18 protein-coding genes and 1 pseudogene are annotated in these 19,714 nt (G+C 54.2%); 10 read left to right on the forward strand and 9 right to left on the reverse strand.

From position 1 onward, the window contains the following. The first annotated feature begins 51 nt into the window (after positions 1-51). Both KYK14_RS22350 and bshB1 read left to right on the forward strand, forming a co-directional pair. The gene (locus KYK14_RS22350; RefSeq protein ID WP_281421349.1) at positions 52-1,158 is read left to right on the forward strand and encodes a peptidoglycan DD-metalloendopeptidase family protein; all 1,107 of its coding nucleotides are present in this window, start codon (positions 52-54) and stop codon (positions 1,156-1,158) included. Positions 1,159-1,264: 106 nt separating this feature from the next. Next, entirely contained in the window at positions 1,265-1,984 is a 720-nt protein-coding gene (gene bshB1 / locus KYK14_RS14410; RefSeq protein WP_219159751.1) for a bacillithiol biosynthesis deacetylase BshB1, read from the forward strand. A 62-nt stretch (positions 1,985-2,046) separates the two neighbouring features. On the opposite strand, the gene KYK14_RS14415 is transcribed toward bshB1, so the two are convergent. Further along, positions 2,047-2,409: a hypothetical protein gene (locus KYK14_RS14415; RefSeq protein WP_219159753.1), complete on the reverse strand. Its 363-nt coding sequence runs from the start codon at positions 2,407-2,409 to the stop codon at positions 2,047-2,049. Between the two features lie 636 nt (positions 2,410-3,045). Here KYK14_RS14415 and KYK14_RS14420 point away from each other — a divergent pair. The 3 genes from KYK14_RS14420 (at position 3,046) to KYK14_RS14430 (ending at position 5,786) form a co-directional block, all read left to right on the forward strand. Then, on the forward strand, positions 3,046-3,924 hold the full coding sequence (locus KYK14_RS14420) for a universal stress protein (protein WP_219159755.1): 879 nt from the start codon (positions 3,046-3,048) through the stop codon (positions 3,922-3,924). Positions 3,925-4,131: 207 nt separating this feature from the next. Further along, on the forward strand, positions 4,132-4,668 hold the full coding sequence (locus KYK14_RS14425) for a BLUF domain-containing protein (protein ID WP_219159757.1): 537 nt from the start codon (positions 4,132-4,134) through the stop codon (positions 4,666-4,668). A 416-nt stretch (positions 4,669-5,084) separates the two neighbouring features. After that, positions 5,085-5,786 carry a phosphatase PAP2 family protein gene (locus KYK14_RS14430; protein WP_219159759.1) on the forward strand — a complete coding sequence of 234 codons (702 nt, stop codon included), beginning with the start codon at positions 5,085-5,087 and terminating at the stop codon, positions 5,784-5,786. Positions 5,787-5,948: 162 nt separating this feature from the next. Here KYK14_RS14430 and KYK14_RS14435 read toward each other — a convergent pair whose 3' ends face one another. Continuing rightward, a complete protein-coding gene (locus KYK14_RS14435; protein WP_219159761.1) occupies positions 5,949-6,290 on the reverse strand; it encodes a Dabb family protein in 342 nt (113 codons plus the stop codon). 101 nt (positions 6,291-6,391) lie between these two features. Next, entirely contained in the window at positions 6,392-7,900 is a 1,509-nt protein-coding gene (gene accC / locus KYK14_RS14440) for an acetyl-CoA carboxylase biotin carboxylase subunit (protein ID WP_219159784.1), read from the reverse strand. Positions 7,901-8,210: 310 nt separating this feature from the next. Here accC and KYK14_RS14445 point away from each other — a divergent pair, with 310 nt between their 5' ends. Together KYK14_RS14445 and KYK14_RS14450 are read left to right on the forward strand one after the other, a co-directional pair. Next, the gene (locus KYK14_RS14445; RefSeq protein ID WP_208306342.1) at positions 8,211-9,452 is read left to right on the forward strand and encodes an aminotransferase class I/II-fold pyridoxal phosphate-dependent enzyme; all 1,242 of its coding nucleotides are present in this window, start codon (positions 8,211-8,213) and stop codon (positions 9,450-9,452) included. 249 nt (positions 9,453-9,701) lie between these two features. After that, positions 9,702-9,875: pseudogene (locus tag KYK14_RS14450) on the forward strand (histone H1); the annotation flags it as partial. 258 nt (positions 9,876-10,133) lie between these two features. Here KYK14_RS14450 and tyrS read toward each other — a convergent pair. Continuing rightward, positions 10,134-11,435, reverse strand: a complete 1,302-nt coding sequence (gene tyrS, locus KYK14_RS14455; protein WP_219159763.1) for a tyrosine--tRNA ligase — start codon at positions 11,433-11,435, stop codon at positions 10,134-10,136. 167 nt (positions 11,436-11,602) lie between these two features. Between tyrS and holA the strand changes: the two genes are divergently transcribed. Next, positions 11,603-12,661: a DNA polymerase III subunit delta gene (holA, locus tag KYK14_RS14460; protein WP_246601858.1), complete on the forward strand. Its 1,059-nt coding sequence runs from the start codon at positions 11,603-11,605 to the stop codon at positions 12,659-12,661. A gap of 79 nt (positions 12,662-12,740) precedes the next feature. Here the strand turns inward: holA and KYK14_RS14465 are convergent, their stop codons facing one another. Further along, complete coding sequence (locus KYK14_RS14465) at positions 12,741-13,346, reverse strand: 2,3-bisphosphoglycerate-dependent phosphoglycerate mutase (protein WP_219159766.1); 606 nt, start codon at positions 13,344-13,346, stop codon at positions 12,741-12,743. Between the two features lie 318 nt (positions 13,347-13,664). Between KYK14_RS14465 and parS the strand changes: the two genes are divergently transcribed. Further along, complete coding sequence (gene parS / locus KYK14_RS14470; RefSeq protein ID WP_185283634.1) at positions 13,665-14,114, forward strand: type II RES/Xre toxin-antitoxin system antitoxin; 450 nt, start codon at positions 13,665-13,667, stop codon at positions 14,112-14,114. Positions 14,115-14,117: 3 nt separating this feature from the next. Further along, positions 14,118-14,579 (forward strand): RES family NAD+ phosphorylase, encoded by a 462-nt coding sequence (locus tag KYK14_RS14475; RefSeq protein WP_219159768.1) that lies wholly within the window; start codon positions 14,118-14,120, stop codon positions 14,577-14,579. A gap of 18 nt (positions 14,580-14,597) precedes the next feature. Here KYK14_RS14475 and KYK14_RS14480 read toward each other — a convergent pair whose 3' ends face one another. The 4 genes from KYK14_RS14480 to KYK14_RS14495 all read right to left on the reverse strand — a co-directional run bounded on the left by KYK14_RS14480 (position 14,598) and on the right by KYK14_RS14495 (position 19,082). Next, positions 14,598-15,458, reverse strand: coding sequence for a BLUF domain-containing protein (locus tag KYK14_RS14480; protein WP_219159770.1), 861 nt, complete (start codon positions 15,456-15,458; stop codon positions 14,598-14,600). 163 nt (positions 15,459-15,621) lie between these two features. Next, a complete protein-coding gene (locus KYK14_RS14485) occupies positions 15,622-17,100 on the reverse strand; it encodes a carotenoid oxygenase family protein (protein WP_219159772.1) in 1,479 nt (492 codons plus the stop codon). A 70-nt stretch (positions 17,101-17,170) separates the two neighbouring features. Beyond that, positions 17,171-17,578, reverse strand: coding sequence for a response regulator (locus KYK14_RS14490; RefSeq protein ID WP_185283638.1), 408 nt, complete (start codon positions 17,576-17,578; stop codon positions 17,171-17,173). Further along, entirely contained in the window at positions 17,565-19,082 is a 1,518-nt protein-coding gene (locus tag KYK14_RS14495; protein ID WP_219159774.1) for a sensor histidine kinase, read from the reverse strand. The genes KYK14_RS14490 and KYK14_RS14495 overlap by 14 nt, the downstream gene beginning before the upstream one ends. Between the last annotated feature and the right edge of the window lie 632 nt (positions 19,083-19,714).

The following is a 19,714-nucleotide window of genomic DNA, read 5'->3' on the forward strand; positions in this document are numbered from 1 at the left end:
CTATCTCACCATTTCACTATCTCACTATTTTCACCATTTCATTGTTTTCTCTTGCTTCATCTGATAAAAACCTGGTTGTGGCCGGTGCTGGCAGTGTTTCTGCTTGCGTTGCCCGAACAAGGGTTGGCGCAACGTCGACGGACAACCAAACCCAAAACCAGCACTACGAAGCGGCGTGATTTTTTCCAAATCAAATCGCCTACCATCAAAAAAGTTACGCCGAAGACCAAAGTAACGGTCGAAACGGAAGACCTGCCCGACGAAAATTCGGAGGCTGCCAAATCCATTCTCTTCAACCCCGCCAAGAAGCTCTCCATCGTCAACGAGGATACCACCTCCCTGAACGAAGGAGAGCAGCAGATTGTGGAAACGTCGGAGGAAGTGTTGATTGACAGCACCTGGATTAAAGTAGCGGGCTACTACGCTATCTGGGATACGCGCAACATCAACCCCTACCGGGTGGATGGACGCCGGATTAAGGATACACTCAACCTGCAACTCACCGACGTGCCTCGGCAACGCTTTGCCCGCATGCCGCTGGAAACGACGCCCATCACCTCGGCCTTCAAGTTTCGGAATGGCCGCTGGCACTATGGGGTAGACCTGGACCTGGAAACTGGCGACTCCGTGCGCGCCGCTTTCGATGGGGTAATTCGCATTTCGAAGTGGGATGGCTCAGGCTACGGCAACTACTTGCTGGTGCGGCACTACAACGGGGTAGAAACGCTTTACGGTCACCTGAGTAAGTCGCTCCTACCTGTGGGTACCTTTGTAAAGGCCGGAGAGGTAATTGGCCTGGGTGGTAGCACGGGGCGTAGCACCGGCTCGCACTTGCACTTTGAGGTACGCTACGAGGGCAACCCCATCGACCCATCCCGGATGTATGATTTCCCGGACTATAAGCTGTGGAGTGATAATTTCCAGATCACCTCGGCCCTGTTCAACTACTATAGCCGTGCGCTGAGTAGCCGGTCTTCGTCGAGTAGGAGCGGGAGCCGAGGTGCCTCATCGGCCCGACGTACGGTTACGCACCGCATCCGGTCGGGTGACACGGTTTCGGGAATTGCGCAGAAATATGGCGTATCGCAGGCACAGATACGTCGTTTAAATGGTAATATAGGTATCCTTCGTCCGGGCCGTACGCTGCGGATAAAATAGGCTTGGGGGCTTTGGGAATAAAGATTTAAGATTTTGGATAGACTAATCCCAGAAGCTGTATCCCGAGTACATCCTTAAAATCCCCCATGTCCCTAGATTCTGAAAAATGAAGCTTGATATTCTGGCCATTGCGGCCCATCCGGACGACGTAGAAATGTCTTGTGCCGGCACGTTGCTGGCGGCTACGGCGGTAGGAAAGAAAATTGGAGTTGTAGACCTCACGCGCGGAGAGCTAGGTACGCGCGGTACGCCTGAAACCCGGGCTGCCGAAGCCGCCGAGGCCAGCCAGATTCTGGGCCTATCGGTGCGCGAAAACCTGGGCCTACCCGACGGCTTTTTCCGCAACGATCGGGAGCATCAGCTACCCATTATAGCCGCGTTGCGCCGCCACCGGCCCGATGTGGTGCTGTGCAATGCCATCATGGACCGCCACCCCGACCACGGCCGCGCAGCCCAACTTATCACGGATGCCTGCTTTCTGGCTGGCTTGCGGATGATCGAAACATTGGACGAGGCTGGCCAGGCCCAGGCCGCGTGGCGGCCTGCACATGTATACCATTTCATTCAGGACCGCCCCATCGTGCCCGATTTTGTGGTGGACATCACCCCGCACTGGGAAAAAAAGTGGGCGTCTATCCTAGCCTATAAAACGCAATTCTTCAACCCCGACTTGGATGCGCCCAGCACCTACCTCTCGTCATTGGAGTTTAGCAAGTTTATGGAAGCCCGTGCCCGCGAGTTCGGCCACATGATAGGGGTAGAGTTTGGGGAAGGATTTACGAAGCAACGGACACTGGGAGTGCGGGAGTTAGGCGATTTAATCTAAGTTGTATCGGTGAACAGGTAATCCACTTTTAGACGCAAAAAGCTCGTTAAGGAGTAGATTTTCTATTTGTTGGCTGTTGCGAGGTAGATAGACTTCCTGGCGGCATCTATGGCCGTTTTGCCCGTCTGTATTTCTTGCCAGGCCTTGTAGCAATCATAAAAGCCTCTCTCAAAGGCAATGACGCAAAAGCCCATTTGCTGGTGCAGAAATTTAACGAGCCTAGTCTTAGCCTTGAAGGTGCTGCCATCGTGATGGCTCTGCTCTCCTAACCCGACAATTGTCACGCCCTGTAGACTTTGTTTCAAAGGGGCTAAGTCTGTGTAGTCTTCATTGCTTTGTTCTACATTACTGACTATAACTGCGTTTTCTTTGAGGTAAGCACCCGTTCGGCAGTAGTTTGCGCATAGCCTTGCGCGAAAGAACATAGTAGTAGGAGAAGGAGCAAACGGTTTATAGCTTTCATTATATAGGGTAGATGCAACTAGCAGATACACAAAACGGCTTCAGTTTTTGCTATTCTGAAGAAGTAAGGAAGGATATGTTGCTGCTTTTATTCGGCTTTCGCAGTTCAACTGCGTATAAGTGGCTGTAAATACTTACACAGGAGTAGCCTGACAATCCAATAGGTTGCAATCAACTTCTAGCTGTTAAGTAAACGGCCAATCAATTTCAGATTACAATACTGCTGACTACCATCTTGCTTCTACGTGACATGGGGTAGGTTCTTGTGAACGCGGGATGTATCCTGAATTCCGTGAAGTAGTTGCTGGCTATGACCTATACTGCGGTCATCATTTTCCAGTACATGTGCGTCTCACCAACACTGAGCGAACCTCACTGATAATTGTCAGGTCAATAGATGATCTACGTCAGTGAAAACGAACCGATATCCTAGAATCTTTAGGCCGCTTACTCTGTAGGACCTGTCCACAACTACCTCAAGGGAAGGACTATAGCGTCAGCCAGATTCAGCTGAAATAAATGTTTTGTCGGATTACTGATGCAGTCATAACAGGCTGTAAATCAGTTGAAAAATTCGTATCCGCTTAGCCTATATCGCCATGTGTCCTACCCTGCTTGTACTAACTGACTTTTCTGCAGGGGCCAACCGGTCGCTGAAAGTAGCCGTGAATTTTGCCCATCTGTTGGAGGCGCAACTAGTTGTACTACACGTGCACCGTGATTCACTACTCGACCCGGAGCGGTTCATAGGGAAGCTTTCTGGAGAGAGCTATGAGGTAACCATGCGGGCATTGCATAGCTTGGTGCGTCAACTACCTGTGCCAGCCTTAGCCGAGGTAGGCCAGGGTCTGCTGCCGGATGTGGTAGCCGATGCTATACGGCGCTACCACCCGCTGCTGGTGGTGCTCAGTCGTCCGGATGCAGAAAACATACCCGATGAATTGGCCACGACCACTGCCTTGCAACTATTGCGTAGCAGCAGCTTCCCCCTGCTGGTAGTGCCGCCGGCTACAACCAAAATGACAGCTCCGCGGCACGTACTGCTTGCTGCCGACGGCGGGGAATTTGGGGTGGACGAGCACGGCGACGCTCTACGTCACGTGCTGGCGGCCCTCCACACGCCCGTTACCCTGGTACACGTGACCGAATCGGCAACCCATCACACGGCGGCGCAAGCCTACGAAACGGTTGCTGGCGCAGGACTGACGCGTGATTTGCCGCGAGTTTCGGCCAACCACATCTGCCACGCGAGCCCCTTGCAGGGCCTTCTACAGGCCGTGGCAGAGCAGCGCGCCGACTTGCTGGTGGTGCTGGCCCGGCCGCGCAGCGTTTGGGGCGAGCTGTTTCATCGTAGCGTGACAGCGCAGCTGCTTTTGCACAGTCCCGTGCCGGTGCTAGTGCTACCCGTCCAGAATACGCCGGCCCGTAAGCGCCCACCCCGGCCAACAGAAACAGATGGCTTATTGTACAGTATATAGCACGCACTGATAGCCGTGCCGACCCTTGCTCATGCTCTGTTTGGTAGGAGTTTAAGGGCTTTTTTCTATCCGTATCTATTTAAAAATGAGACAATATGATGTAACTGTGCGGAAGAAAAAACGAGGGAAAACCACTTTCGCAGTGCTGGTTACGTACATGGGCGAGTGGAATCACCGTTAACTATTTCGCAGCGTCACCACGCGCTCTTGCGTTTGGCTGCTGCTACAGCCGCGTTGCCGCTTCCTGAGTTGCCCGAATACCTGGTTGCAACGGCATCATCAAGTGCTAATACGCAGCACAGGCTGCCTGCAGCGCCTATTGTGCAGCTGTTGTATCGGAGTCGGGCACGACAATCCTTCTCCGAAGCAGAGCTGATTGATTTATTGGAACAAGCGCGGAGCTACAATCAGCAGCACGGCATTACAGGCCTGCTTTTTTACCACGACGGCTACTTCGTTCAGTTTTTGGAAGGAAGTGAAGATGTTGTAGAGCCTCTTTACGCACAAATCCAAAAAGACGCACGGCACCAGCAGATCACGACCTTATACCGTGCCGTGCAGTCGCAACGGGTGTTTGCCGGGTGGGCTATGGCGTTTGCCGAGCCAGAGCCAGAGGAATTTTATTGGCTGTTAGACTATTTGCAAGCGCAACGGCACCGTTTGCTGCTACCCAAGATTCCTGTTACTGACCCAACGCTGCTGGTTCTACTGGCAGAGTGGCGAAGCGCCTACCCAAATACTTAGCTGTGCATCTGTCAACCTTAATCGAGTTGAGAGAGCGTTTGCTACGCAAACGCATTCCTGTAGGTCATCATATCGTACAGTGGTTACTGCAGCTTGAACAAAGTTTCAATCAAATCATAGTCCACTCAACAGTGGATTCTTCGTGTCTATACACGAGCGTTTACCTACGGATATCTATACTTAATTTGGACGCTTAGTTGGAGCATATTTGAGTTAATCTATAATTGAATAAATGTAATGCATGCTGTTTTTATGTACTAGATGAAATAGGATAAAATTAAGTAATGTAATGTTGAAAAGGTTTTTGCCTGTTTAAAAGAAGTTTTTGGAAGTTAGTGACGAACAAATTACCTAATTATTATTTTTTTATTTTTTGTCATTTATTGCATCGTGTAATTCACATATATCTCAACCGTATGTTGTTAAACATAGACACACAGATTTTAGTAGGTTTAAACAAACTTGCTGTTGATTCCCCTTCGTGGAGTTCCTTTAGTTTATTTGTCAGTGGCAATAATTTGGTCAAGTGTGGGCTGTTTATGATGGCTATCTGGTGGCTTTGGTTTAAAGACGATACCGTAGCAGCAAGTAAGCGCACTCGGCTGATCATTATAGGTATACTGATTGGAAGCTTGGTAGGCATGTTTGCTACCCGCATGCTCACGCATGTGTTACCTTTTCGCAATCGTCCACTCTACACTACCGAGTTGCATTTAATGGCGCCTATTGAGCAGCTAGCAAATCTGGATACTAGAACTTCATTTCCAAGTGACCATGCGACTATGTTTTTTGCGCTATCTATAGGCTTTTTCTTTCTTTCCCGTTGGTTAGGTACTCTAGCAGTACTCTACACGTTGTCGATGATTTGTTTCCCACGTGTCTTTCTAGGCTATCATTATCCTAGTGATATAGTAGTAGGAGCATTGGTAGGTATTGTTGCTGCATGTATAGCTAACTTACCGTATATACGGCGTGTATTCTATATACCTATACTGACGTGGCAGCAGCAGCACCCAGGTCTATTTTATATAGGGTTGTTCTTGATGACCTATCAGATGAATAGCATGTTCAATGATGTTCGCTCCTTATTATCTTATGTCTTAAGTAGCGCCATATAGAACACAGGTGGAACTTCAGGAAAAGTACTTTTCCTGAAGTTCCACCTGTGTTCTATATGGCGCTACTAATATGGAAAGCCGTGCCGTGTGCCAACAGAATGGTCACGAGCACGGCTCCTTTCTATCAGTATTACGATTAGTTAGTAAGAGAAGATGAATACACTATAGTTCTCCCTGCGCTGATCCCACCGAATCATAAATCACTACCTTCTCCCAGTAATGGGCATATTGTTCCCGGAACTTATCGTGTAGTGGGTGCTGCTGGTAGTCCGCTTCGGCCTCGGCATTCTCAAAGAAGCATAGCCAGGAATAGGTGTAGCTGCGCTCAATAACGGCACGATTGGTGGCCGCTGGGGTACCAATGTGCGCTAGTTTGACGGACGGAATCTGCTGGAGTAGATGGAGACCTTCCAGTAGTTTCGCTTTGTCAGCGTCGGTGGCTGTTTCGGGCATGTAAAACAGCACGTGGTGCACAAACAGATTGTGTGGCAGTGAGGTAGTCATAAGGGTAGGGCAGAGAAACGTATTGATTTACTTGTCTTTAAATACTACATGCGCCTCCGCAGCGCGACATGAGGATGATACAGCAATAGGTACGCAGTGTGCTACCGTCCGCCTAATCGATTTTGCCGCCAGCCCGAAACTCCCGCGCTGCTTGCTTCAGTTGCTGGAGCTGCCTGCGGCTTTCGGGTTTCCAATAGCATGGCGGCTAGCACGGCTGCTACCTTGGCTGTGTCCTCATTGGGGGTAGGGGGCGTGAGGGCGTCAGAAGGGAAATGGTCGCGGATGAAGTTGGTGTCAAAATCCCCCGAGACAAAAGCGGGATGCTGCAGCACATAGGTGCCAAATTTTAGCGTGGTTGCGATGCCGGTAATCTGGTATTCGGCAATGGCGCGCAGCATCCGCTCGATGGCCTCCTGGCGGTTGTGGCCGTAGGTGATGAGCTTGGCAATCATTGGGTCGTAGTAGATCGGGATGTCCATGCCCTGCTCAAAACCGTCGTCGACGCGCACGCCGGGGCCTTGCGGGCGCACATAGGTAGTAAGCGTGCCGATGTCAGGTAGGAAGTTGTTCTGCGGATCTTCGGCGTACACGCGCAATTCCAGGGCGTGGCCAGTGATATGCAGGTCGTCCTGCCCGAAACTCAGCTTCTCACCCCGCGCTACCTTGATTTGCTCTTTCACTAGGTCGAGGCCCGTGATTAACTCCGTAACGGGGTGCTCTACCTGCAAGCGGGTGTTCATTTCCAGAAAGTAGAAGTTGTGCTGCTCATCGAGCAAAAACTCCACTGTGCCGGCGCCCGTGTACTGGCAGGCGCGGGCTACCTCCACGGCCGTCCTACCCATGGCGGTGCGCAGCTCGGGCGTAAGCACCGAGGACGGCGCCTCCTCAATCACCTTCTGGTGACGGCGCTGAATGGAGCATTCGCGCTCAAACAGGTGCACAATATTGCCGTGCTCATCGCCCAGTACCTGAATCTCGATGTGGCGGGGCGCGCCAATGTATTTCTCGATAAACACCGCGCCATCGCCAAAGGCTGAGGTAGCCTCCGACACGGCCAGTTGCATTTGCTCGGCAAATTCATCGGCCGAGTTCACCACGCGCATGCCCTTGCCGCCCCCGCCGGCCGAGGCTTTGATGAGGATGGGAAAGCCTACCTCCGTGGCAATCTGCCGGGCAGCGGCCACGTCCGTAATGGCTTCCTCAGTGCCCGGCACCAGCGGAATATTGTAGGCCTTAGCCGCCTGCTTGGCCGAAAGCTTGTCGCCCATCATCTCCATGGCTTCCGGCGACGGCCCCACGAAAATCAACCCTGCCTCCCGCACCATGCGGGCAAAGGCGGCATTTTCGCTCAGGAAACCGTAGCCAGGATGAATCGCATCGACGCCCAACTCGCGGCACACGGCCAGAATCTTGTCGCCGCGCAGGTAGCTTTCGGCGGAGGTAGGCGGACCCACGCACACGGCTTCATCGGCGTAGCGCACGTGCAGGGCGTGGCGGTCGGCTTCGGAGTAGATAGCCACGGTTTGCAGGCCCATTTCCTTGGCTGAGCGCAGCACGCGCAGGGCAATTTCGCCGCGATTAGCTACCAAAAGCTTCTTGATTTCTTTCATGTGGGGTGGGGTAGAGGGCAGTGAAGTAGAAGTATCTGTCATCCTGAGCTTGCGAAGGACCTTCTCACGTCAGGATAAGTCGTTGGCTGGCATAAGGTCCTTCGCAAGCTCAGGATAGCAGAGGAGGAGCGCAGTTTACACCAAAGAAACAGCTTTTCTGCCTACCCAAAAAAGCAAGCGCACCTAACGAAAATCAGTTGGACGCCACCGGGCGGGCCCCTACTTTTGCTTTTTAGTTAACTTTGTCTTCTTAGGCGTGTTCTGCACTAGCACTACCCGTCTGTATTTCCCACATTAAACCTGTTCCTTCGTGGATCTTTTCAACAAGATAGCCGCCAACCGCGGCCCGCTGGGCAGCCACTCGCACTATGCGCACGGCTATTTCACATTTCCCAAACTGGAAGGCGAAATCAAGCCCCGCATGATTTTTCGCGGTAAGGAGGTGCTCACCTGGAGCCTGAACAACTACCTGGGCCTAGCCAACCACCCCGAAGTCCGTCAGGCCGACGTGGATGGGGCCGCCCAGTACGGCATGGCTCTGCCTATGGGGGCGCGCATCATGAGCGGCAACTCCAACCTGCACGAGCAGCTGGAGAGCGAGCTGGCCGACTTCATCAAGAAGCCCGACGTGATGTTGCTCAACTTCGGCTACCAGGGCGTGGTGTCGATTATCGACGCCATTGTGAACCGCCACGATGCTATTGTATACGACGCAGAGTCGCACGCTTGCATTATTGATGGCGTGCGCCTGCACCAGGGGAAGCGCTTTGTATACCCGCACAACAACATCGAAAACCTGGAAAAGCAGCTGGAGCGCGCCAAGCGCTTGACCGACGAAACCGGTGGCGGCATCCTGGTAATCACCGAAGGCGTATTTGGCATGTCGGGCAACATGGGCAAGCTGCAAGAAATCATTGCCCTGAAGGAAAAATATGAGTTCCGTCTGTTCGTAGATGATGCCCACGGCTTCGGTACCATGGGCGCTACGGGCGCCGGTACAGGCGAAGAACAGGGCGTACAAGACGGCATCGACCTATATTTTTCGACGTTTGCGAAGTCTATGGCTAGCATTGGTGCCTTCGTGGGTGGCGAGGAAACGGTAATTGAATATTTGCGCTACAACATGCGGAGCCAGATTTTCGCCAAATCGCTCCCTATGCCGCTAGTAGTAGGCGCGCTGAAGCGCCTGGAGCTGCTGCGTACCAAGCCCGAGTTGAAAGACAACCTCTGGACCGTGGTACGCGCTCTGCAAACCGGCTTGCGCGAAAAAGGCTTCAACCTGGGTACAACCCAGTCGCCAGTAACGCCCGTGTTCCTGAACGGTGAAATATCCGATGCAACGCAGATAACCTTCGATCTACGAGAGAATTACGGTATTTTCTGCTCTATTGTGGTGTATCCGGTGGTGCCCAAAGGTGTGATCATGCTACGCCTGATTCCGACGGCCATGCACACGTTGGCCGATGTAGACGAAACCATTCGTGCATTTGAAGCCATGGCTGAAAAGCTGGATAAAGGCCTTTATTCGAAATCGCAAGTTCCGGCCGAATAGTCTCTGCTACGGTTGTGCTAAGGCAGTTAGGCCCTCGAATCAGCTGATTTGAGGGCCTAGTTTTTTGCATTAATCTAATGTGTGTGATGGCGGCGAATGCTGTAAATAAGAAGGGAAATTAGAAGAAAAAGCCCTTGTGAGGCGCCAAAGGGCCTTTTGAAAAAAAAGTGAGGTGTTGCTTGTATTTGAAATCCCTGTATATTAGGGCCGTTCAATCAATATATTCCACACCCCTAAAACCTCTCTCAAATGAGCAATTTCAGCAAATTGAAGGACCTGGTGATGTCTCTGGAAGGCGACTTCGAAAAGTTCTACGACAAGCAAAACTCGGCCGCTGGTACTCGCGTGCGCAAAGGCATGCAGGAGCTGAAGAACCTGGCCCAGGAAATCCGCACAGAAGTGCAGAACGCCAAAAACTCGGCTACGGAAACCAAAGCTGCTCCTGCTCCCGCCGCTAAGAAAGCCGCTCCAGCCAAGAAAAAGTAATCACGGATTAAGACGAATCTTTCGGATTCGTCGGATTTTGTGGACGATTAACAAAAGAGCCCGGCTGAAAAGCCGGGCTCTTTTGCGTATGAAGGTAGAAAGGATGATACAGGGAAGAAGGAGGGCTGCCGTAGGGCAATTCTGCTACCGTCCACAGAATCCGCGAAATTCGCCCAATCCGAGCGAATCCGTGGTTCAGACGATCTTGAGAAGGTAGTAGTTCTTCTTGCCTTTCTGGGCTACCAGGTATTTATCCAGTAGCAACGGTACGTCGGCGGCGGGCTGCTCGGGGGCGCCTACCTTCTGGCGGTTCAGGCTCACACCGCCCTGCTGAATCATCTTGCGGGCCTCACCTTTGGACGGAAATACCTGCCCGTTGGTAGCCACGCTCAGCAGATCGGTGGCCGTGAGGGTAGGGAGTTGGGCGCGCTCTACCTCTAAGTGAGGTACACCGGCAAATACGTCGAGTAGGGTAGGCTCGTCGAGGGAGTGTAGGTCGCCACCGCCAAATAGGACTTGCGAGGCCGACAGGGCTGCTTCGTAGGCCGCTTCGGAATGCACCCGGATGGTCACGGCTTTGGCCAGAGCTTTTTGCAAGGTCCGCAGGTGCGGGGCCTGGGCGTGCTCGGCTTCCAAGGCTTCAATTTCTTCCTGGCTCAGCAGCGTAAACACGCGGATGAGACGCGGCGCGTCGGCATCGGCGGAGTTTAGAAAGAACTGGTAGAACTGGTAGGGCGAGGTCATGGTAGGGTCGAGCCACACCGTGCCGGTTTCGCTCTTGCCGTACTTGGTGCCATCGGCCTTGGTGATGAGCTGGCCGGTGAGAGCAAAGGCCTTGCCTTCACCATTGGTAAGGCGCCGGATAAGCTCAGTACCCGTCGTGATGTTGCCCCACTGGTCCGAAGCGCCCATTTGCAGGGTAGTGCCCAGGGTGTCGTAGAGGTGGAAAAAGTCGTAGCCTTGCAACAGTTGGTAGCTGAACTCGGTGTAGCTCAAGCCTTCGGCACCACTTTCCTCATTGCCGCTGATACGGCGCTTCACCGAATCCTTGGCCATCATGTAGTTCACCGTGAGGTGCTTGCCCACGTCGCGCAGGAATTGCAGGAAACCGATTTCCTTGAACCAGTCGTAGTTATTCACCACGCGGGCACCGGTAGGGCCTTCCGAAAAGTCGAGGAACTTCTCTAACTGTGCCCGGATGCCGGCTTGGTTGGCGCGTAGGGTGGTCTCGTCTAACAGATTACGCTCGGCCGATTTGCCCGAAGGGTCGCCAATCATGCCGGTGGCGCCGCCTACCAGCGCCACGGGGCGGTGACCGGTACGCTGCAAGTGCACCAGCAGCATAATAGTAGCCAGGTTGCCAATGTGCAACGAGGGCGCCGTAGGATCGAATCCAATGTAGCCCGTCACGGGCTGGCCGGTGCTCAGGTGCTCCTCGGTGCCGGGCATCATATCATGAAACATGCCGCGCCAGCGTAGTTCTTCTATTAAATTCAAGAGTGAAGCTATGAAGTTGTGAAGTTGTGAAGCGCAAACGCTCCGCAACGAATAGCGCAAAGGTAGAAAGCACAATGGTACCTTTGCTAGTGCATCGTCTGCTGTTGCTGTGTTGGCGCGTTTTCGTGCGCCACCGCTGCACCACTTCACCTTTCACAATTTCACCCTTGACTTTCTCCGCCGACGAACTTCTTGCGCAGCTGCGCCAGCGGCAGTTTCAGCCCGTGTACGTGTTGCAGGGCGAGGAGCCGTACTACATCGACCACGTAGCCGATATCATCGAGCAGACCGCCTTGGCTGAGCACGAGCGAGGGTTCAACCAAGTGATACTGTATGGGAAGGATACCGATGTGGCGGGCATTCTGAACCAAGCACGGCGTTTCCCCATGATGGCTGAGCGCTCGGTTGTCATCGTAAAAGAAGCGCAGGCCGTAGCCGATCTGGAAAGTGAAAAGGCGTGGCCGTTTCTGGAAGCCTACCTCAAAAATCCGTTGGCCAGCACGGTGTTGGTGCTCTGCTACAAGCACAAAACGCTCGACTCGCGCAAGAAGCTGGGCAAGCTGCTGGCGGCCAAGGATACCAAGGCGGCCGTGCTCACCAGCAACCGCCTCTACGACAACCAGGTGCCCGCTTGGCTCACGGCCTACGTGCGCAGCAAGGGGCAGCAAATTGCGCCCCAGGCCACGGCTATGCTAGCCGAGTACATCGGCACCGACCTGAGCCGGCTGATCAACGAGGTAGACAAGATGATGCTGAACCTACCCGCCGGCCAGCCTATCGACGAGGACCTAGTGCAGAAGATGGTGGGTATCAGCAAGGAATACAACATCTTCGAGCTGCAAAGCGCCCTTATCCGGCGCGACGTGCTGAAGGCCAACCGCATCCTACTCTATTTCGAGGCCAACCCCAAAGCCAGTCCGCTGATTCCCAACCTCACGCTGCTGTTCAACTACTTCTCGCGCCTGCTGGCCTTGCACCAGTTGCCCAACCCCACCGATGCCGACTGGACGCGCCTGGGCCTGAAAAGCACCTTTGCCCGCAAAGACTACCAAACCGGCCTTAAGGTGTTCACGCCCGAGCGTACCCGCGCCATCATCCACCTCATCCGCCGCGCCGACGGCCAGAGCAAAGGCATCGACTCGGGCTCGATGAGCGACGGCGAAATCCTGCGCGAACTGGTGTGGCTGATTTTACACCCCGTGCCCTTGCAGGCGGTGGTAGGGTAGGAGCCGTAACCTGTTATTCCGAGCGCAGCGAGGAATCTGGGTTCAGTAGCTGGCTTAGGCTAACACGATCAACTAGAATCTATAAATCGCTCATTTCTTTGATGTGCAACGCGTTGTCTAGCTCGTAGACGCGGGCGCCGCCGGTCGGGATTTCCAAACCCTTCACGTGTTCAGCCGAAAAGTGCTCCAGGTACATGCGGAGCGCCCGCAACGAGTTGCCGTGCGCTACCACCAGCACGTGCTGGCCTTGTTGCAGCAACCGCGCAATGGCCTGCTCATAGTAGGCTACTACCCGGTCCTGGGTCTGGTGCAGGCTCTCGCCGCCGGGTGGGGCCACGTCGTAGCTGCGGCGCCACTGATCTACCTGTTCCTCGCCATATTTCTGCACGGTGTCGGCTTTGTTGAGGCCTTGTAGATTGCCATAGTAGCGCTCGTTCAGGGCCGCGTTGTAGTGGGTAGGGATATCGGCCTGGCCCAGCTGGCGCAGCATAATATCGAGGGTGCGCCGGGCGCGAAGCATATCGGAGCAAAACGCGGTATCGAAGTGGAAGCCACGCAGCTTGGTAGCGGTTTCCTGGGCTTCCTGTTCGCCTTTGGGCGTCAGGGCTACATCAAGGCTGCCCGTGAAGACGTTTTGCAGGTTGGAAACGGACTGGCCGTGGCGTACAAGCACGAGTAAGGACATCAGGAGGAAGTTGGGTGATGACGGCCGGAACCGCCGAACTACAGTAGCTAAGGTGCTATCGTCTCCGTGAACAGCGCGTGAAGTGTTTGGCGGGGAGACTTTGCGAATCTGCGTAATACCTGCCTGACCGTCATTCCGAGCTTGCCGAGGAATTTTGCGTGTTAGTAATTCTTATCTCCCATCAGCACGTGAGAGTCCTCTACGAGCTTGGAATGACGGTCGGGTAGGCCCAACAAAACAAGGGTAGGAAACTATGGGAAATATTTCCACGTTACTAAGAAATATTTCCCATCTTCGGGAATTATTTCTCTCTGCGCCATGACTGCTACCGCCGCCCGTTCATCCAATCAGAAGCCCCGCACTACGAAGTGGGCCGCCTGGAAACTTACCAGTCAGGATTCCTTCGCCCTGGTGATGACGGCCCGGAAGGGAATTCCGGCCGCTACGGTTTTTGAAGTGGCCGAGGCCTACCATTGGCCCGCCAGTCAGCTCGAAGCGGTGTATGATTTGTCTACCAAAACGCTGCGCAATTACTCCCAAGAAAACAAACCGCTGAGCGCCACGGCCAGCGAGAAAACCCTGAAAATCATTGCGCTCTATCAGCTCGGGGTAGAGGTATTCGGCGAAGCGGCGGCTTTTCTGCGCTGGCTCGATAAGCCTGCCCACGGCCTCGACCAGGAGGTACCCTTGCGCCTGCTCGAAACCAGCGGCGGTATCGATCTGGTGGAGGAGGAGCTGACACGCATTGCTTACGGCGACCTGAGCTAAGCTGTGCGCGTCTACCGCATCTGCCTCACCAAGTACGCCGACGACCTGTTTGCCTCCGGCCGTCGGGCGCGTTGGAACTACCAAGACCGTTTTGTTATCTACACCGCTGCCAGTCGGGCCCTAGCCTGCCTCGAAAACGTAGTGCATCGCGGCGGCGAAGGCCTCAACGACCAGTTCAGCGTGCTTGTAATTGATATTCCCGATGATTTGCTGATCGAGGAAATCACCCTGACCCAACTGCCCCCCGACTGGGAGCAGGCCAGTCGCTACGCCGTGTGCCAGCCATTGGGCGAGGCGTGGTACGCGGCTCGCCGTGCGGCCGTGCTACGCGTGCCCTCGTCCATTGTACCGCAGGAGTTCAACTATATCCTCAATGCCCGTCACCCGGAGTTCCGTCGGGTGCAGATAGTAGGGCGTGAGGGGTTTCGGTTTGATGCGCGAATAAAGGCCGCCGAGAACAGTTGATTTTTTGGAAATAGTACCTTACTCAGCCGCGAAAGCGACCAGTAATTCCTGTAGATCGGGGTCGGCGGGGGCCAGGCGGTCGGTGTGCTGCGGGTTGATATAGCCCAGCAGGTTGGCAAAGTCAGTGGGAGCGGCAGTGCGGAATCCCATGGTCCACTGCGCAAACAACCGCTTTCTGATGGGGCCGTCCGCCAGCTTTATGATGCTGGTATGACGAGCATCACGCAGAATACGGGCAAAGACTGTACGTATGTTGGGTTCAGGGCCTTCCAGCAACTGGATGATGTTGCCCTGGCTGTAGAGGAGAATTCCGGTTATGTCGTGGGCTGCGTTGAATGCCCGCGACTGCGTAAGCAGCTGCGTAAGCTCGGCATCGCCCATAGGGGCCGTAGCCCGACTCTGATACATGAGGTGGTGCAGAGGGGCCTCGGTGCCGGTGGCGGCGGTGCGCTGGGTAGGCCCGCTAGCAGCCCGCCGCAGGCGCAGGATACGCTCTATCGTGCTTGTATCTAGTGGCTTGCTGAAGAAGCCGGCTACGTTTTGGTAGCAAGCTGCTTTGGCCCGATCTTCCGGATTGATGGAGGAGGTCAGTACCATAATGCAGACTGGCTCGCCCATGGTCAGGTGATTGCACGCATCCAGAAACTCCCAACCATCCATCAGCGGCATATTCAAATCCAGCAGGATAAGGCTGGGAAGGTGAGACGTGCCCGCTTGGCGCGCAAGGGTCAAACGCTCTAGCGCCTGCTGACCGTTGGCATAAAGCTGCACCCGGCTTCCGACCAGGGCCTTCTCTAGAAGTATTCGGGTGATAGTGGCGGTGGTGCTATCGTCCTCGATTACGTAGATTAAGCCGGCGTTAGGGGTAGAATTATTCATAAAATACTACTTATGCTGCAAAATTATACGGCTGGAATCACAAGCTAAAATTCAACTATATTATTGCCATAATCAAGCTGAAGTGTAGGGATAATATGAAATGCGATAGAAAAATACAATTTCATCGATAATAAAAAAATACAAGAAGCAAATGTGTATAGACCTATTCTGCCGCTGGTAGCCATATGCCGTGAAACCCCAAAGGAATATGATGTGGCAGCCGCAAGCGGGCTACAGTAGCCAGGGTAGCAGCATCGGCCACCAGCAACTCCGTACGATTGCTAGTAGCATCAAAACGTAGGTAGAGTACGTGGCCCTCGTCTTCGAGCGGCGATGCGTGGCCGGGCATTGCCGACCGGGGCACTACCACCGGCTCGCTGCACAGCGCGCCCGGCTGGTAGGCGTAGCGGACTTCACCAGTTTGCACATCAAGCTTGATCAGGTGGTCGAGTAGGGGAGTCGAGTGATGCGGGGGGCGGCCAATGGTCCAGGTGTAGCGGTAAGGCTGGCCCAGTCGGTCGGGGTTGATTTCGGGTAGCTCGCCTTCGTGGTCCGATAGCGGCTGACGCGTCACGGTGCCGCGCGTGAGGTCGAGGCGGAAACGGACGAATTGGGCCTGCAACTGGTCATCGGGTAGGTAGCCAGTCAAGTAGGCCTTGATGCTCAACGTATCGGGGTAGTCCTCGAGGAGCAATGCGTCGGCCACCAGCGTACCATCCGCCTCTTGGTAACCATTCACGAAGTGAAACACAAAGCCGAAGTCCGTAGCTAAGTGGTGCACTTGGCCATCGGGGGCTACTACCACTACCTGCGTGGGTTGGTCGCGGCCCACGCGGATGGAGGCTGCCGGCGAGGCCAGGCCCGTAAGCGCCCGCAGCACATCAAAGGCCACCGGCGTCAGGAAGAAAATCTGGTGGCCGCTCTGCGTCAGCACAAAATCATGGGCAAAGGTAGCGGCAGGCATAGGCAGCACGTGCGCTATGCGGGCCTGGCCGGCCGGGCTTACCTCGTACAGCACCAACCGATGCTGCCGGCCGGCTACCGTGCCAAAGTTGTGCAGCACGCCGGTGGTAGGGTGCACCTTGGGGTGGGCCGAAAAGGGCAGCTCAGGCGTAATCCGGCGGTCAAGCCAGGAAAAGGGATTGCGCAGCACGCCCTCGTAGTCGAAGCGCCCCAACGTATCCAAAGTGTCGGGGTCGAGGCGGTGGGGAAGGCCGCCCTCCCAAAGCGCCAGTAGCTGGCCGCCGTGCGCTACCAAGCTGGTATTGGCGGTGTTCTTGAATTGCGTTTTGCCGAAGTTGGCCCGCAAACCACCGGGCAGGTTGGTGCCGAAGCTACGGTAGAGCATGCGCCCAGCCTTTTCTTCGGCCACCAGCTCGGCGGTTTGCACGTGGCGGTTGCGGTAGCGCACGCGCTGCCCGTCAAAATGAAAGCGCGCCACCATGCCATCACCGTCAAACAAATGCTCGTAGGGCACGCCGTGGTGCTCGAAGCGGCCGTTGCCGTTGCGCAGTAGGGTGCCTACCAGCTGCGGGGGTAGGGCGCCTTCTACCAACTCCAGCTCTACATCGTCGTATTCGGCGGCGGCATGGCGGTTGGCCGCCAGGTAATCACCTAAAACAGGGTAGTGACGAACCGACATAGCGAGTGAGGAAGAGGAAGGGTAGGAAAAAGAGAGCGGAAGAGACGAGGAATCGAAACATCAGCCGCAGTTACTCGCCGCATGTCTGAAATAGCCGCTGCATGCGCTCCACATTGTGGTCGTCCAGCGGCTTCGAGAAATAGCCGTGCACTTCCTTGTAGTGCGCCGCTTTCGTGATGTCATCAGGATGGATGGAGGAGGTCAGGATGAACACGCACACGCTCGTGGGTAGGGGCAGACCAGAGAAGGCGTCTAAAAACTCCCAGCCATCCATCAGGGGCATATTCAGGTCCAGCACAATCAGATCGGGCAGATCAGCGCCGTTGTGAAGCGCCGCAGATAGATGGTCAAAGGCCCGCTGACCGTTGGCATACGTTTGCACCTTCTCACAGGCCAGCGACTTCCGCAGAATTAGCTTGGTGATGGAGGAAGTAATCGGGTCATCTTCTACCACGTAAGCCAGCTTAGGCGTTTTCATTGAAATAGACTTTAAAGGTAGACCCAACTCCCACCTCGCTTTCCACGGCAATGCTGCCCTGCATGGCTTCGATTTGGTTTTTGGTAATGAACAAGCCTACCCCGCGCGCATCTTCATTATCGTGGAAGGTTTTATACATGCCAAATAGCTTCGCGCGGTTTTTCACCATATCAATACCCAGGCCGTTGTCCTGCACCTTCAATACGATGAAACCCGGTTCCTGGTACGTGTGCAACCGGATAACGGCGGGCCGGTGTGGCGAGCGGTACTTCACGGCGTTGCTGATCAGGTTGAGCAGAATACTATCGAGGTAGGCCGGAACGACGGTAATGGCGAGGTCGGCGGGCACGTGCACGTCCATCGTTATCTTGTGCTGACGAATCAACACGCTCAACGCTTCCAGTGTTCTGTCGATTTCGGCCCGCAGGAAGCGCCGTTCTTTGGGCTTGTTGACGTTGCTATTCACGGCAACGATATCGCTCAGATTGACGATGGTTTCGGCTAGCTTTTGAGTGCTGGTTTGGAGCATCTGCAAAAACATGGCGTGCTGCTCCTCGTCTTCCGCTTCCGTGAGCAGCTGCACCAGCGAGGTGAGGTTGGCGGAGTGCGAGCGGATGTTGTGGGAGATGATGTAGGCGAAATTTTGCAGCCGGATGTTCTGTTGGCTGGTTACATCCAGCAGGTGCTGAGACTTTTGCAGGTTCTCTACCAGCAGCGTCACGTCGTAGCCCACGCACAGAATTTCCTCTACTTGGCCTTGCTCATTGAGCGTTCCTTTCAGCTCCCAGTGGTTCGATTTGACGGTGTTATCAGAGGAGAGCTTGCGCAGAATAACCTGGTGGCCTACCTCGGGCTCCTCGAAGCACCGCATCACCATAGCCAGACATTTCTGGCGGTCTTCTTCAATAATGCTGAGCAACGAAGAAGTGCCTATAATATCCTGCCCATACCCGAAACGCTCGTAAAAGATATCGTTGGCGTAGGTGTAGTCGCCCTTCGTATCGGTCTTCACAATATAGACCGACTGATTGCTCAGAATCAGGCCGTAGTGGTTGGCTATTTCCTCGGCATAAGCCTCCGCGTGCTTTTCCTTGGTGATGTTGCGCAGGGCTACCAGCAGGCGTGTGGGCGTGCCTTGCTCATCGCGCAGCAGCAGGCCCTGGCCGCGCAACCACACCACGGAGCCATCCCGATGGGTGCACCGCAACAGATGATCGTATGAATGATCGGGGTCTTGCAGGCAGGCTTCCAGATGCAGTTGGGCCAGTGCCAAATCAGCGGGGTGCATGGTCGCCCGCCACGGGGTAGGGCCAGCAGGTACCTGCTCGGGCTCATAACCCAGCGTGCGCCAGAAGGTAGGGCTCACCCAATCGTGTTCGTGCGTAGGGGCCTGCACATCCTGGTACCACAGCCCATCGAGTACTTGGGTCTGCAAAAAGTCAAAAATGACGGTCTTCGTCGTGAGGTGCTGATATAATTCAGCTTCGGCGCTACCCTGATTCATCTTGTATGAGTATAAAGCGCTGCAATAACCTCGTAGCGCTGGACAGAAAACTTCCCAAAAAGTAGCTGGAGGCGTGTAGCACACAACCATATTGGGACAGGTAAAAGCGCCTGCAATAGTCTAGCCATACTGATAAAAAAATATAATTTTACAATATAACGAAGCTCTAATAAGCCTTATACGCATTGTTGATTATAACTATAACGATGTAAAAAAATAAATGGCTAAAGATGTTGTCACTTTTCGGCTAATGTGGATTTTCAATCGGGGAAAGTGGATTGCAACTCGGCCAAACGTGAGAAACTAGCCAACAGAGGTAGGGGTGAGAGGCTTATTATGTATTAATGGAATGTCTATGAATCTGAAGTTAAAATACACTAGCGCATATAAAGCGAGTGGTATAGAAGGCTTCGGTTTGATTAACGGATAAGAAACGACTAGGAGGGTAGCCTTGGTATCGTTCCTCCGTGGAGTATAACTGAGGTTGAGACAGGTATACACAGCGAATACAAGAAGCGCTACCCTGTGGACCTTAAGGTATATACCAAAGCACAGGGTAGGGACGTTTCCGCTAGAAAGTAGCACAATTCCTACCCTAGCCCGGCAATTTTCGCTACTTTTGGCCGATTCCG

Source organism: Hymenobacter profundi, from assembly GCF_019334315.1.
GTDB lineage: Bacteria > Bacteroidota > Bacteroidia > Cytophagales > Hymenobacteraceae > Hymenobacter > Hymenobacter profundi.

Bases quoted from the DNA above. Each gene is read 5' to 3' on its own strand.
- KYK14_RS14495 (WP_219159774.1), bottom strand. From the start codon at position 19,082: ATGAATCAGGGTAGCGCCGAAGCTGAATTATATCAGCACCTCACGACG.
- bshB1 (WP_219159751.1), top strand. From the start codon at position 1,265: ATGAAGCTTGATATTCTGGCCATTGCGGCCCATCCGGACGACGTAGAA.
- KYK14_RS14480 (WP_219159770.1), bottom strand. From the start codon at position 15,458: ATGAATAATTCTACCCCTAACGCCGGCTTAATCTACGTAATCGAGGAC.
- KYK14_RS14435 (WP_219159761.1), bottom strand. From the start codon at position 6,290: ATGACTACCTCACTGCCACACAATCTGTTTGTGCACCACGTGCTGTTT.
- accC (WP_219159784.1), bottom strand. From the start codon at position 7,900: ATGAAAGAAATCAAGAAGCTTTTGGTAGCTAATCGCGGCGAAATTGCC.
- KYK14_RS14415 (WP_219159753.1), bottom strand. From the start codon at position 2,409: ATGTTCTTTCGCGCAAGGCTATGCGCAAACTACTGCCGAACGGGTGCT.
- parS (WP_185283634.1), top strand. From the start codon at position 13,665: ATGACTGCTACCGCCGCCCGTTCATCCAATCAGAAGCCCCGCACTACG.
- KYK14_RS14485 (WP_219159772.1), bottom strand. From the start codon at position 17,100: ATGTCGGTTCGTCACTACCCTGTTTTAGGTGATTACCTGGCGGCCAAC.
- KYK14_RS14465 (WP_219159766.1), bottom strand. From the start codon at position 13,346: ATGTCCTTACTCGTGCTTGTACGCCACGGCCAGTCCGTTTCCAACCTG.
- KYK14_RS14420 (WP_219159755.1), top strand. From the start codon at position 3,046: ATGTGTCCTACCCTGCTTGTACTAACTGACTTTTCTGCAGGGGCCAAC.
- KYK14_RS14490 (WP_185283638.1), bottom strand. From the start codon at position 17,578: ATGAAAACGCCTAAGCTGGCTTACGTGGTAGAAGATGACCCGATTACT.
- KYK14_RS14430 (WP_219159759.1), top strand. From the start codon at position 5,085: ATGTTGTTAAACATAGACACACAGATTTTAGTAGGTTTAAACAAACTT.